This window comes from Arthrobacter pascens (genome assembly GCF_030815585.1).
Lineage (GTDB): Bacteria > Actinomycetota > Actinomycetes > Actinomycetales > Micrococcaceae > Arthrobacter > Arthrobacter pascens_A.
On record NZ_JAUSWY010000001.1, the window covers coordinates 109,709 to 122,556 of the forward strand.

A 12,848-nucleotide genomic window follows, 5' to 3' on the forward strand; every position below is an offset into this window, starting at 1 on the left:
GCTGGGTGTCGTCTGGGGACCCATGGTGTGGGTCAGAGGTTCCTGGCCTGGCGCAGGTAGGCGTCCAGGGTGGCGGAGCGGTGCAGGCGGGCGGCTTTCTCGATGTCGTCAGCGCCGGCTCCCGACTCGATGAGCTGGAGCAGTTCCTCATGTTCCTCCACCGAGTCGTGCGCACGGCCGGGGACAAAACGGAACGTGGAGGACCGCAGCGATGCCAGCCGATTCCAGCCCCGATGGACCAGGTCAAGGATGTGCGGGTTGGGGCAGTGCTCAAACAGGACGCTGTGGAAGTCCTGGTTAAGCCGCGTGAACCGCACGGGGTCGAAGTGCTGCAGGCAATCCCGCATTTCAGCGTTCACCGCCCGGGCCCGGGCAATGTCGTCGGCACCGATGAGCGGTGCGGACAGTGCGGTGGCTGCACCCTCCACGATGCTCAGGGTCTGCATCGTGTACAGGTACTCGGTGGGATCGATCCCCGCCACCGTGGCACCCACATTGCGCTCGAACTTCACGAGGCCTTCGGCTTCCAGCCGGCGGATGGCCTCGCGGACCGGCACCACGCTGAAACCCAGATCCTCGGCGATCTTGGCCAGCACCAGCCTGTACCCCGGGGTATAAGTGCCTCCCACGATCCGGGCCTTGACTGCGGCGTAGGCCTGCTCGGATTTGCTTCCGGCAGTGCTGCTGGCAGTCTTCCTGCCAGCGCCCGTGCCAGTGGTCGTACCTGCGGCCGTGGCTGTCTCAGTCATTGGCTTTGCCCGCTTCCCATTCCTCGTACTTGGCGCGCCAGGCGGCCCCCAGCGGGTACAGGCCGTCAACGCTGTGGCCCCGTTCCACCATTTCGGCGATAAACGATTCCTCACGTTCCTGAATGATGGATTCGTTGGCCACTTCCTCTGCCAGCGCCGGCGGGATCACCAGGATGCCGTCCGAGTCGGCCACGATGATGTCGCCGGGCTGCACGGTGGTGCCGCCGCAGGCGATGGTGATGTCGGTGTCCCATGGGATGTGGCGTCGGCCCAGCACAGCCGGATGCGGGTTGGAATAATATGTGGGCATATCCATCGCTGCGACTGCTGAGAAGTCCCGCACGCCGCCGTCGGTAATGATGGCTGCCGCGCCGCGGACTTGGGCGCGGAGGGCCAGGATGTCGCCGATGGTGCCGGTGCCCTTCTCCCCGCGGGCTTCCATGACCAGGATTTCACCTTCGTTGACAGAGTCGATGGCGCGTTTCTGGGCGTTGAAGCCGCCGCCGTGGGTCTTGAAGAGGTCTTCGCGGTTGGGGACGTAACGGAGGGTTCGGGCCAGCCCGACCACGCGCCTGTCCGGCCGGGTAGCGGTGAGGCCGTCGATGCTGACGTTGTTGAGGCCCCGCTTGCGCAGTTGGGAGGACAACGTGGCCGTGCAGACACTTTCCAGCTTCGCCTTCAGCTCGGGTGACAGAGCGGATACCGGGGCTGCGTTTTCCGCCGGCAATCCGGCCGCTTCCCGTGAGCCGTAGGCCTCCTCCCGCTGCAGGTCATCGGTCTTGGGCTGCGCACCAAAGTCTGCGAACGGCGTCGAGCCTTCCTCCACCCGGGTAATCAGACGGCCGCTGGTCAGACCAGGGCCCGTGTTGCCGGCCGCCGTCGTAGCTACTTCAACCTCGACGACGTCGCCCGGCTTGGCCACGGAGGCGCCGGCGGGTGTGCCGGTGAGGATGATGTCCCCTTCTTCGAGGGTCAGCAGCTGCGAAAGGTCCGCCACCAGCCGGGCGAAGGGGAAGAGCAGGTCCTCCGTGGTGTCGTCCTGGACGAGGTCGCCGTTATGCCAGGTGCGGATGCGCAGGCCGGCGGGGTCGACGGCGTCTGCCGGGATGAGTCCCGGTCCCACAGGGGTGAAGCCGTCGCCGCCCTTGGACCGGAGGTTGGAGCCTTTGTCCGCATGGCGGAGGTCGTAGACGCCGAGGTCGTTGCTGGCGGTGACCCACTCCACGTGGCTCCAGGCGTCGTCGATGCCGACGCGGCGGGCGGGCTTGCCGATGATCAGGGCAACCTCGCCCTCGAAGCCCAGCAATTCGCAGCCCGAAGGGCGCTCCACAGCGGAACCGGTCAGCGAGAGGGAGGAGGAGGGCTTGAGGAAGTAGGAGGGCTGGGCCGGGGTGCGTCCGCGTTGGGCCGCGCGGCTGGGGTAGTTGATGTGCACGGCGATCACCTTGCGTGCCGCCGCCAAGGTGTCGTCAGTGACCTGCTCCACAGCTGTCTCCTCATCAAGTACGAAATCGTATACGAAAACTATGGCGCAGGAACTCCCGAAGGTCAACCACCTAGGTTTCGCGCCATAGGTGGGTAGTTGTGGTTGTGGGCCATGTCACTTCTGGCGTACAGTAAGGGCGCAAGACGGTTTTCAATTATAGAACGTAGAGTTCTAATATAGAACTTCTGCGAAAACAGCCACACAGCGAAGTGAGGAAAGCCCGTGCAGTTCCACCACCACGGCTACGTATCCGGTGACCCGCGGGTCCAACCGGTGGCCGGCGCCGGCATCGACCGGCCCGCGGAGCTCCCCGACAAGGTCGACGTGCTCATTGTGGGCACCGGACCTGCGGGCGTGCTCACCGCCGCGCAGCTTTCCCAGTTCCCCGGAGTTACGACGCGCATTGTGGAGCGCCGCGCCGGTCGGCTGGCGATCGGCCAGGCCGACGGCATCCAGGCCCGCAGCGTCGAGACGTTCCAGGCGTTCGGTTTCGCCGAGCGGATCATCGCGGAGGCGTACCGGATCACCGAGATGGCGTTCTGGAAGCCGGACACCAAGGACCCCTCGCGCATCGTCCGGACTGCCCGCACCGTGGATGACCCTGCAGGCATCAGCGAGTTCCCGCACCTCATCGTCAACCAGGCCCGCGTGCTGGACTACTTCGCCGAGTTCATGGCGAACTCGCCCACGCGCATGGTGCCCGATTATGGTTTTGAATTCGTCAGCCTCAACGTCACCGGCGGGGGAGAATACCCCGTCACCGTGACGCTTCTGCGCACTGCCGGCCCCGAGGAGGGCCAGGAGCGCATTGTCCGGGCCAAGTACGTCGTGGGCGCGGATGGCGCGCGGAGCAAGGTGCGGGAATCGATCGGCTGCACGCTGGCCGGCGACCAGGCCAACCACGCCTGGGGCGTCATGGATGCCCTCGCCGTCACGGACTTCCCGGACATCCGCACGAAGTGCGCGATCCAGTCGGGCACGGGCGGCAGCATCCTGCTGATCCCGCGCGAAGGGGGCCATCTTTTCCGCATGTACGTTGACCTTGGCGAGGTTGATCCGAACGATCACGGCGCCGTGCGCAGCACCACCATCGAGGAGATCATCGGCAAGGCGAATGAGATCCTCCACCCTTACACGCTGGCCGTACGCAACGTCGCCTGGCACAGCGTGTATGAGGTCGGCCACCGCTTGACGGACAGGTTCGACGACGTCCTTCCCGACCAGCGGGGCGCCCGCACGCCGCGCGTGTTCATCACCGGCGATGCGTGCCATACACACAGCGCCAAGGCGGGCCAGGGTATGAACGTGTCCATGCAGGACGGCTTCAACCTGGCGTGGAAGCTCGGACATGTGCTCGAGGGCAGAAGCCCGGAGAGCCTGCTGTCCACGTACTCGGCCGAGCGGCACGTGGTCGCGAAGAACCTCATTGACTTCGACAAGGAGTGGTCAACGCTCATGGCGAAGAAACCCGACGAGTTCGCAGACCCCTCCGAGCTCGAGAACTTCTACGTCAGCACCGCCGAGTTCCCCGCCGGATTCATGACCCAGTACGCCCCTTCCATGCTTGTCGCCGCCTCTGAACACCAGGCCCGGGCCACCGGCTTCACCGTCGGAAAACGCTTCAAGTCCGCGCCCGTTGTGCGGGTGGGCGACACCAACCCGGTGCACCTCGGCCACCACGCCACGGCGGACGGCCGGTGGCGGATCTACGTCTTCGCCGACGCGGCAGTCCCCGCCATGGGACAGCAGGCGGTGCCGTCGCCCACCTCGGATTTCGCCGAGTGGATCGCAAACTCGCCGGAATCGCCGCTGGCCGCCACGCCGTCGGGCGCCGATCCTGACGCGTGGTTCGACGTGAAGGTGATCTACCAGCAGGATCACACGAGAATCGACATCGGCGCCGTGCCGGCTGTTTTCAAGCCCCGGGTCGGACCGTTCCGGCTCACCGACTACGAGAAGGTCTACGCCAGCGATCCTGCGGCGGACATCTTCGAGCTGCGCGGCCTCGACCGCGGCGGTGTCGTCGTTGTCGTGCGGCCGGACCAGTACGTGGCCCATGTCCTGCCGTTGACGGCGACGGCGGAGCTCGCCGGGTTCTTCGCACCCCTCCTACCGGCCCGCCGACCCGAAGCGGTCCGCTCAGAAAAACCCTTCGCTCACTTCTGATTCCGATGCGTGCATTATGGCGGCCAGCCGTCATAGGGTACCCACACAGGCACCAGCACATAGGGAACCGAGGAAGGACAAGAATTGTGAGCTTGCGAGGATTCAGCACGATCAACTTCTGGGCCGACGACGTGGAAGCCGCCACCGCTTGGTACCAGGAATTCCTTGGTCTTGAGGCCTACTTCCAGCGGCCAGGGCCCGACGGGAAACTGGCCTACGCGGAGTTCCGCATCGGTGATTACCAGAACGAGTTAGGCATCATCGACAGCCGCTTCCGGCCGTCCGCAACATCAACGGTGCCCGGTGGCGCAGTGATGCACTGGCACGTCGACGACCTCAGTGGCACAGTGCAGCGACTGTTGTCGATGGGCGCCACCGAGTACCTGCCCATCACCGCGCACGGAGACTCCGGCTTCATCACCGCGTCGGTGGTGGACCCGTTCGGCAATGTGCTGGGGGTTATGAACAACCCCCACTACCTCGACGTCCTCGCTGCCGTCCAGCAGGACTGAGGTGGAGTCGCTCGAGTTCCGCGACGCCGCGGACTGGGAGTCGTGGCTGGCGGCCAACCAGGACGGTCAGGCCCAGGCTTGGCTGGTCGTCGGAAAGCGGCACTCGGGGGCGGCGCTGATCAGCATCGAGGAAGCCCTGGACGTGGCCTTGTGCCACGGCTGGATCGACGGTCAGCGCAAGGCCCATAACGACGTGGCATTCCTCCAGCGATACTCTCGACGCCGGGCGCGAAGTTCATGGTCGAGGGTCAACGTGGTCAAGGCTGAGGCCCTGATCGCGGCCGGACGGATGCGGCCTTCCGGACTCGCCGAGATTGAGGCCGTAAAGTCGGACGGACGCTGGGAGGCTGCCTATGAGCCACAACGCACAGCCGAGGTCCCGTCCGACCTCGCGGCCGCTCTGGCGGGCGATGCCTCGGCCAACGCCGCCTTCGAGAACCTGGGACGGTCTGGGCGTTACGCCGTGATTTTGCCACTCCTCAAGGCCCGCACGCCGGAATCGCGTGCGTTGGTGCTGGTCCGTGAGTTGGCAAAGCTGCGAGACTTTCCGCAGTCCCGGCCGACCTGATCAAACGGCCTAGTCCTCAAGGGATGAATCGAGATTTGCCTCCGGACCGGCCACGCCTCCCACAGCTTCGACCAGGCGCTCCCTGGGCCGGCTCAGGTGCTCATCCAGGAAGGAGCTCGCGGCCTCGCCGTCGCCGGCTTCAATGAGGTCCAGAAGGTGATTTCTGCCGTCTGCGCCCGCTCCGGAACCACCCCGGTTTGGGCAGTTGTGGGACGGTCTGACCTGGATGAAGAAGCAGCAAAACAGTTGGGCCTAGCCACCGTTATGGCGCTTCAGGACCTCACCAAGCAAGACACCTCCCAGGATCCTGCCCTGGCAGCTTCAGGCCTTCAGCAAGCGGGCCGGACGATCCTCCAGGCACCGCAGGGGACCGGGGCGCGCTGCTAGCCCCGGCCCGCCGTTGTCCTGATGATCCGTCGTCGTTCTACTTCTCCTGCAGAGGCTGGACCCGCAGCCAGACATACTGCAGCGGCGCCAGCGTGAGTCCTTCAGCCAGATGGACAGCCGCTTCAGTGAGAATGTCGACAGCCTCGGCCGAGAAACCGGAGAACGTGACCGGGCGGAGCTGCTGCGGTTCGTCGCTGAAGTTGGCCAGGACAAGCACATGGGTGCCGTCGCCGGGCCGTTGGTAGCCCAGGACTCCGGGGTTGTTGGTGGCGAAGTCGATGAGGCGGGTTCCGGAAAGTTCCGGGGTTTCTGCTCGCGCGGCAATCATCCTGCGGAGCCCATTGAAGATCGCGCCCTCCGGTGTTGCCGGATCGTGCCGCCGCGCGTACTGCCCGGCAGGGTAGCGGGGCCGGTGCACCCAGCGGCTGTCCGCTTCATGGCCGTCCTCCAGCGCGTACCGGTAGTCGTTGACCTGGCCTACCTCGTCGCCCAGGTACAGGAGCGGAACGCCGCCGGTGCTGAACGCCACCGAATGGGCCAGCAGGATCCTGCCCACGGCCTGCTCCGGATCGTCCTCCAGGCCGCACAGCGACGCCGTGGTCCCGGAAATGCGGCAGTCCCCGGTGCGGGGGTTGTCCTGGAAGGGCACCCCGCGGGCGAAGCTGCCCGGGAAGCGGTTGACATAAAACGAGTTAAGGAACCGGCGGTGGTCAAAGCCGTTGATGCCCAGTTCGGCGGCATCCTCATCGGCAAAGGTCCAGCCGATGTCGTCATGGCTCCGCACATAGTTCACCCAGGAGGTGCCCGCGGGGACATTGTGCCGCCGTTCCAAGGCCTGGGCCAGGAGTGAAACGTCGCGGGTGGCCAGTGATTCCCAGATGAGGGCCATCTGCAGCGGGTTGTAGGAAAGCTGGCATTCCGCGGGGTCGATGTAGAGGGCCACCTCATCCGGGTGCACGATCGCCTCGGACTTGAACAGCAGTGACGGCGCCGCGAGCCGGCAGACTGCGTTGAACGCCCGCAGCAGGGTATGTGCCTCCGGCAGGTTCTCACACGGCGTACCCAGCTGCTTCCAGACGAAAGCCACGGCGTCCATACGCAGGATGTCCACACCCTGGTTGGCGAGGAAAAGCATCTCACCGGCCATGGCGCGGAATACGTCCGGATTGGAGTAGTTCAGGTCCCACTGGAAAGAATGGAACGTGGCCCAGACCCACCGCCCGTCAGGCAGCTGAACAAAGGTGCCCGGGTGGTCGTCAGGGAAGATCTCGCGGACATTGTGCTCAAAGGCATCCGGCATGGTCCGGTCCGGATACATCCAGTAGTAGTCGCTGTACCCGGGATTTCCGGCGGCTGCCCGGCGGGCCCATTCATGCTCATTGGATGTGTGGTTGAAGATGAAGTCCACCACAAGGCTGATGCCGTTGGCACGAAGCTCTGCCGCCAGCTCACGCAGCTGCTCCATGGTGCCAAGTTTCGGGTTGACCTCGCGGTAGCTGGAGACTGCATATCCGCCGTCGGACAGCGGCTCCGGAGCCAGGAACAGTGGCATGAGGTGCAGGTAGGTCAGGCCTAGCTCCTTGAAGTACGGGATCTGTTCCCGGACCCCGTCCAGGCTGCCCGCGTACCTGTCCACGTAGCAGACCCCGCCCAGCATCCTGTTGGACTGGAACCAGCCGCTGTTGCCCTCCCGTTCGGCGTCCAGGGCCTTCAGCTCCGCGGGCCGTTCAACCCATGACCGGGCGCACTGAAGCACCAAGGCCGCCAGTTGGTCCAGCCAGTCAGGCCGGGAGCCATACAGGAAATGGAAGAGCCGGCACAGGTCGGGAAAGTGCAGGTCGAACCGCTGAGCGAATGCAGCCCCATCGGGGTCCGCCTGGTTGAAGTCCGGCTGGGCGGCCAGCGCCTTGAGGACATGCTGCCGGGCCGCTTCGTCCACAGTGACAAATTTCTGCATGGAGATAATCTTTCACTCTTTTCCCAAGCCCAGGCGCATCGACACCTGGTACCGGTCCGAGCGGTAGGTGGAGACGGCATATTCGACGGGTGTCCCCGGATCGTCCTGTCCGGTGAACGATCTGCGCTTAAAGAGCAGGACCGGCGCCCCGGGTTGAATGTCCAGGAGTGCGGCGGTATCCTCCGGCACGGCAGCCGCCTCAACCGTCTGTTCCGCGTGCTGGACCGGGTGTCCGGCGGCTGCGAGGATCCGGTAGAGGGAGCCCGTCAGGTCCTTCGAGAGCAGGTCCGGCAGCAGCCGGGGCGGAAGCCAGGATTCGTCCACGCTGACGGGAGCACCGTTTGCCAGCCGCAGCCGGCGGACCAGGTAGGCCATCTCTCCCCGGGGCAGCGCCAGGTGCTCAGCCGCAGCTGGGGGAGGCGTTGCCGCGGAAGCATTGATGACGCGGGTACTTGGTTCGAAACCGGCTGCCCGCATGTCCTCGTTGAACGAAGCCAGGTGCAGGGTGGAGCGCACCAGCCCGTGCGAGACGAAGGTTCCCTTGCCCTTGATCCGCACCAGCGCTCCGTCCTGGACGAGGTCCGAGATGGCCCGGCGCACCGTGATGCGCGAGACGCCGAACTGCTCCTCCAGTTGGCGTTCACCCAGCAGGGCATCGCCGGGCCGCAGGGTGGCAGCCACCAGGTCCTGGAGCTGCCTTCGGAGCCAGACGTGTTTCAGTTCCCCTGCCGTATCCATGGCTCCTATTTTCCGGGAAGGTTGAACAGGTGTCCGCCCGCTGCCACCCGGCCTCCCGCGGCCGGGGGCTCGATGGAGTCGGCCGCGCTGTCCAGGATGACCACGGGGCTGCACATGCTGAGGTCTTTCGAGCGGACCAGTGTGACATCCACGCTGATCATGGGGTCACCGGCGCGGACGTGGTCACCCTTTTGCGCAAGCACGGTAAAGCCTTCACCCTTCAGCCCGACCGTATCAATCCCGACGTGGACCAGTACTGCGGGTCCGGAGGCGTGCTGGACGATGTAGGCGTGCGGCATGACCTTGATGACGCGGCCGTCGAGGGGAGCGACGGCGGTGAGGACACCGGCGTCGTCTTCGGGGATGACGGCGGCGCCTCCACCAACCAGCCCTTTGGCAAAGACCGGGTCCGGCACCTCATTCAGCGGAATGAGCCGCCCGGGGAGGGGAGAGGCGACGCTGATGGCCTCGGCCGGTGCTGCGGTGCCCACGTCCGGCGTGCTCACATCACGACTGCTCACATCAGGTCCTGGATGTCTTCTGCCAGGCTCTCGGCTTCCGGTCCCACAACCACCTGGACCACCGAACCGGCCATCATGACTCCGTGGGCACCCGCGGCCTTGAGGGCGGCTTCGTCAACGCGTGAGGCATCCACCACTTCGGTGCGCAGGCGCGTGATGCACCCTTCGATCTCCTCGACGTTGCTGGCCCCGCCGAGGGCGGCGAGGATGGTTTCTGCTTTGGACATGTCCACTCCTTTTGGTGGTTCGCGGTGAATATTGCCCGGCTCCGGAAGCTTTTTACAGCTTGAGGTTGACAACTGAGGCCCGTGCACTTCACAGTGATGGTTGTCACTGGTTATAACCAGTTAGCAAGACTCTACTGAATCCCGCACCCCCGCACAAGCACAGCCTTCTTGAAACGAGGAACACATGACCACGGAAAACTCTTCCGCTTCCGCGGCCGGTCCGCTGGCCGCACCAGCCCCGGGAAAGGCCAAGGGCAGCGGCAAAGCCCTCCAGAACCTGCAGCGCTTCGGCCGCAGCCTGATGCTCCCCATCGCCGCCCTTCCCGCTGCTGCGCTCCTCCTGCGCCTCGGCCAGGACGACCTGCTGGGCAGGTTCGAGTCCCTGACCACCGTCGCCCAGGTCATCGGTGCGGCCGGCGGCGCCCTGTTTGAAAATCTTCCGCTGCTCTTCGCTGTCGGAATTTCCTTCGGTTTCGCCAAGAAGGGTGACGGCTCCACGGCACTGGCCGCCGTCGTCGGGTATTTGGTCCTGACCAACGTCTTCAAGGTCATGGCACCGCTGGTGCTGGGCGCTGTCCCGGAGGGCGGCAAGGATCCCGTCATCAATTACGGCGTGCTGGCCGGCATCGTGATGGGCCTGACGACGGCGTGGCTGTGGCAGCGCTTCCACCGCACCACCTTGCCGGACTGGCTGGGCTTCTTCGCCGGCCGCCGGCTGGTGCCCATCCTGACGTCCTTCGCCGCCATTGTGATCGGCGTGGTCATGGCCCTGCTGTACCCCTTCTTCAATACGGGGTTGACGGCAGTGGGCAACACCGTGGCGGACAATACCGTGGTGGGCAGCGGAGTCTACGGCACCCTCAACCGGCTGCTCATCCCGCTGGGACTGCACCACATCCTGAACTCCATCGTCTGGTTCATCATCGGCGACTACGACGGCGCCCATGGCGACCTGAACCGGTTCTTCGCCGGAGACCCCACCGCCGGCGTATTTATGACCGGCTTCTTCCCCATCATGATGTTCGCCCTGCCCGCAGCCGCCCTGGCCATCTGGCAGGAAGCCAAGCCGTCTCAGAAGAAGATCGTTGGCGGCGTCATGCTCTCCACCGGCCTGACCGCGTTCCTCACCGGGATCACCGAACCGCTGGAATTCTCGTTTATGTTCGTGGCCTGGCCGCTTTACCTCGTCCACGCCGTCCTGACCGGCACGTCCATGATGCTGGTCAATGCCCTGGACATCCACCATGGGTTCGGATTCTCCGCCGGAGCCATCGACTACCTCCTCAACTTCGGCATCGCCCAGAACCCACTGTGGCTGATCCCCATCGGCCTGGGCTACGCCGCCATCTACTATGTGGCCTTCCGCTTTGTCATCCGCCGCTGGAACCTGCGCACGATGGGCCGCGAGGATGAAACCGACGAGAACGGCTCAATGGCCAAAGCTGATGCGAGCTGACCGGATGCCCCTGGACGCCGACGGCGGCCTCGCCCTGCGGGGCCGCCTCGTGACCGGCCTGCCCGGGCAGGAAGTGATCGACGACGGCACCGTGGTGGTTGCCGACGGCACCATCGTATGGTGCGGCCCGACCGCGGACCTGCCAGCCGGCGTCGACGTCGAAATCCAGCAGGTGCCCGTCATCCTTCCAGGACTGGTGGACGTGCACTGCCACGGCGCCGTGGGGCACAGCTTCTCCGCGGACGCTGCGGGGGCGCGCCTGGCCGCCGGCCACCACGCTGCCCAGGGTTCGACGTCGGTACTCGCCTCGCTGGTCTCGGCCCCTTCGCACGTGCTGCTGGAGCAGATCGCGGTGCTGCGGGACCTGGTGCAGGACGGTACCCTGGCCGGCCTGCACCTGGAGGGGCCGTTCATCGCCAAAAGCATGTGCGGAGCGCAGGATCCCGCGGCCATCATCGACGGCGACCCGGCCCTGCTTAAGCAGTGGCTTGAGGTGGGTCAGGGCACGGTGCGTTCGCTGACGCTTGCCCCGGAAACGCCGCACTTTGCCGAACTGGTGCAGCTCTGCCGGGAGTACCGGGTTGTTCCTTCGGTGGGACACACAGACGCCACGGCGGCCCGGACACGGGAGGCGCTGGCGGGCAGCGGTCAGGGCAACCGGGGCCCCGGGGATGCGGCTCCGTGGTCGGCCACGCACCTGTTCAACCGGATGCCGCCGCTGGGCCATCGCTCGCCTGGACCCATAGCGGTCCTGCTGCAGGCGGCCCGGGAGTCGCCGGAGCGGATGGTACTGGAGCTGGTCGCCGACGGTATCCATCTGGATCAGGAAATCGTCCGCATGGTCTTCGACCTGGTGGGAGCGCGGTCCATTGCACTGGTCACTGATGCGATGGCCGCGGCGGGGATGCCGGACGGACCATATACCCTCGGCAGCCTGGAGGTGGTGGTCCGGGACCGCGTTGCCCGGCTGGCCTCCGTGAAGTCAGGCGCCGAGGACGGGGAGGAACCCGGCGCGATCGCCGGGGCCACAAGCCATCTGCTGGAAAACGTGCGCCGGTGCGTTGAGTGGGGCATACCCCTCGCCGACGCCGTCGGTGCCGCTTCCTCCACCCCAGCCCGGCTGATGGGCCTGGACCGGGTCGGCGCCATCGCCGAGGGGCGCCGCGCTGACCTCCTCATCACCACTAAAGAACTTGAACTGACCCAGGTCTACCGCGCCGGCAGGCCTCTGTCACAGGAAAGGAACGACCGTGCAGATAGTCCTGTGTGAGTCCGCTGACCAGGTAGGAGACCGGGCAGCGGACATCATCGAGGCGCGGGTGCGGCAGGGACCCGCCGTGCTTGGCCTGGCCACCGGTGGCTCCCCGAGTTCCACGTACCAGGAACTCATCCGGCGGCACCGCGAAGAACGGCTCACGTTCAGCCAGGCCACTGCCTTTACGCTGGATGAGTATGCTGGGCTGCCGCCGGACCACCAGCAGTCCTACTACTCCACTATCCGGCGGGAATTCGCCGACCACGTGGACTTGCCCCTGGACCGGCTTGTGACCCCGCAAGGGGATGCGGCGGACCTGGTCGCCGAGGCCGAACGCTACGATTCGGCCATCGTGGCGGCCGGAGGTGTGGACGTCCAGATCCTGGGCATCGGGGCCAACGGCCACATCGGATTCAACGAACCGACATCATCCCTGGCGTCCCGCACCAGGGTAAAGACCCTGGCCGGGGCCACCCGGGCAGCCAACGCCCGGTTCTTCCCTGACGGGGACGTTCCGCGGCTGTGCCTGACCCAGGGTCTGGGTACTATCCGGGAAGCAAAACTGGCCGTACTGGTGGCCATGGGGGAGACCAAGGCGAGCGCTGTTCAGGCCATGGTGGAAGGGCCGGTCAGTGCGCACTGCCCCGCGTCGGTGCTGCAGCTTCACCGCCGGGCCGTCGTCATCCTGGATCCCGGAGCCGCCTCGCAGCTGTCAATGCTCGAGTACTACCGGGAAGCGCAGGAATTCAACGACCAGCTGGGTCAGACGCCAACAAGGCCCTGGCTGCAGCAGCCGGTCAGCCGTTGATGACCTGGGCACTCCCGG

13 protein-coding genes are annotated in these 12,848 nt (G+C 65.7%); 7 read left to right on the forward strand and 6 right to left on the reverse strand.

Annotated features, from left to right (window positions below):
• Positions 1-32 precede the first annotated feature (32 nt).
• Together QFZ30_RS00500 and QFZ30_RS00505 are read right to left on the reverse strand one after the other, a co-directional pair.
• A complete protein-coding gene (locus QFZ30_RS00500; RefSeq protein ID WP_307072451.1) occupies positions 33-749 on the reverse strand; it encodes a GntR family transcriptional regulator in 717 nt (238 codons plus the stop codon).
• A complete protein-coding gene (locus QFZ30_RS00505) occupies positions 742-2,235 on the reverse strand; it encodes a fumarylacetoacetate hydrolase family protein (RefSeq protein ID WP_307072452.1) in 1,494 nt (497 codons plus the stop codon). The genes QFZ30_RS00500 and QFZ30_RS00505 overlap by 8 nt, the downstream gene beginning before the upstream one ends.
• A 222-nt stretch (positions 2,236-2,457) precedes the next feature.
• On the opposite strand from QFZ30_RS00505, the gene QFZ30_RS00510 reads away from it, so the two are divergent.
• The 4 genes from QFZ30_RS00510 to QFZ30_RS00525 all read left to right on the forward strand — a co-directional run bounded on the left by QFZ30_RS00510 (position 2,458) and on the right by QFZ30_RS00525 (position 5,868).
• Positions 2,458-4,401 carry an FAD-binding monooxygenase gene (locus QFZ30_RS00510; RefSeq protein ID WP_307072454.1) on the forward strand — a complete coding sequence of 648 codons (1,944 nt, stop codon included), beginning with the start codon at positions 2,458-2,460 and terminating at the stop codon, positions 4,399-4,401.
• Between the two features lie 86 nt (positions 4,402-4,487).
• Entirely contained in the window at positions 4,488-4,913 is a 426-nt protein-coding gene (locus tag QFZ30_RS00515) for a VOC family protein (RefSeq protein WP_307072456.1), read from the forward strand.
• Between the two features lies 1 nt (position 4,914).
• Positions 4,915-5,481, forward strand: coding sequence for a YdeI/OmpD-associated family protein (locus QFZ30_RS00520; RefSeq protein WP_307072458.1), 567 nt, complete (start codon positions 4,915-4,917; stop codon positions 5,479-5,481).
• A gap of 96 nt (positions 5,482-5,577) precedes the next feature.
• On the forward strand, positions 5,578-5,868 hold the full coding sequence (locus QFZ30_RS00525) for a hypothetical protein (protein WP_307072459.1): 291 nt from the start codon (positions 5,578-5,580) through the stop codon (positions 5,866-5,868).
• 37 nt (positions 5,869-5,905) lie between these two features.
• On the opposite strand, the gene QFZ30_RS00530 is transcribed toward QFZ30_RS00525, so the two are convergent.
• The 4 genes from QFZ30_RS00530 to QFZ30_RS00545 are packed head-to-tail and all read right to left on the reverse strand — an operon-like array spanning position 5,906 to position 9,311.
• Positions 5,906-7,825, reverse strand: coding sequence for an alpha-amylase family glycosyl hydrolase (locus QFZ30_RS00530; RefSeq protein ID WP_307072461.1), 1,920 nt, complete (start codon positions 7,823-7,825; stop codon positions 5,906-5,908).
• Between the two features lie 12 nt (positions 7,826-7,837).
• On the reverse strand, positions 7,838-8,563 hold the full coding sequence (locus QFZ30_RS00535) for a GntR family transcriptional regulator (protein ID WP_307072463.1): 726 nt from the start codon (positions 8,561-8,563) through the stop codon (positions 7,838-7,840).
• A 5-nt stretch (positions 8,564-8,568) separates the two neighbouring features.
• Positions 8,569-9,084, reverse strand: a complete 516-nt coding sequence (locus tag QFZ30_RS00540) for a PTS sugar transporter subunit IIA (protein ID WP_307072465.1) — start codon at positions 9,082-9,084, stop codon at positions 8,569-8,571.
• A complete protein-coding gene (locus QFZ30_RS00545; protein WP_307072467.1) occupies positions 9,081-9,311 on the reverse strand; it encodes a PTS glucose/sucrose transporter subunit IIB in 231 nt (76 codons plus the stop codon). The genes QFZ30_RS00540 and QFZ30_RS00545 overlap by 4 nt, the downstream gene beginning before the upstream one ends.
• Positions 9,312-9,495: 184 nt before the next feature.
• Between QFZ30_RS00545 and QFZ30_RS00550 the strand changes: the two genes are divergently transcribed.
• Genes QFZ30_RS00550 through nagB form a run of 3 tightly spaced genes read left to right on the forward strand, consistent with a single transcriptional unit; the run spans position 9,496 to position 12,830 of the window.
• The gene (locus QFZ30_RS00550) at positions 9,496-10,767 is read left to right on the forward strand and encodes a PTS transporter subunit EIIC (RefSeq protein ID WP_307072469.1); all 1,272 of its coding nucleotides are present in this window, start codon (positions 9,496-9,498) and stop codon (positions 10,765-10,767) included.
• Positions 10,757-12,037: an N-acetylglucosamine-6-phosphate deacetylase gene (locus QFZ30_RS00555; RefSeq protein ID WP_307072471.1), complete on the forward strand. Its 1,281-nt coding sequence runs from the start codon at positions 10,757-10,759 to the stop codon at positions 12,035-12,037. Before QFZ30_RS00550 ends, QFZ30_RS00555 begins: the two co-directional genes overlap by 11 nt.
• A complete protein-coding gene (gene nagB / locus QFZ30_RS00560) occupies positions 12,018-12,830 on the forward strand; it encodes a glucosamine-6-phosphate deaminase (protein ID WP_307072473.1) in 813 nt (270 codons plus the stop codon). The genes QFZ30_RS00555 and nagB overlap by 20 nt, the downstream gene beginning before the upstream one ends.
• Positions 12,831-12,848: the final 18 nt, after the last annotated feature.

What these genes read in the sequence shown, in the direction of transcription:
- QFZ30_RS00500 (WP_307072451.1), bottom strand. Translation starts at nt 749, where the DNA reads ATGACTGAGACAGCCACGGCCGCAGGTACGACCACTGGCACGGGCGCT.
- QFZ30_RS00530 (WP_307072461.1), bottom strand. Translation starts at nt 7,825, where the DNA reads ATGCAGAAATTTGTCACTGTGGACGAAGCGGCCCGGCAGCATGTCCTC.
- QFZ30_RS00535 (WP_307072463.1), bottom strand. Translation starts at nt 8,563, where the DNA reads ATGGATACGGCAGGGGAACTGAAACACGTCTGGCTCCGAAGGCAGCTC.
- QFZ30_RS00545 (WP_307072467.1), bottom strand. Translation starts at nt 9,311, where the DNA reads ATGTCCAAAGCAGAAACCATCCTCGCCGCCCTCGGCGGGGCCAGCAAC.
- QFZ30_RS00550 (WP_307072469.1), top strand. Translation starts at nt 9,496, where the DNA reads ATGACCACGGAAAACTCTTCCGCTTCCGCGGCCGGTCCGCTGGCCGCA.
- QFZ30_RS00555 (WP_307072471.1), top strand. Translation starts at nt 10,757, where the DNA reads ATGCGAGCTGACCGGATGCCCCTGGACGCCGACGGCGGCCTCGCCCTG.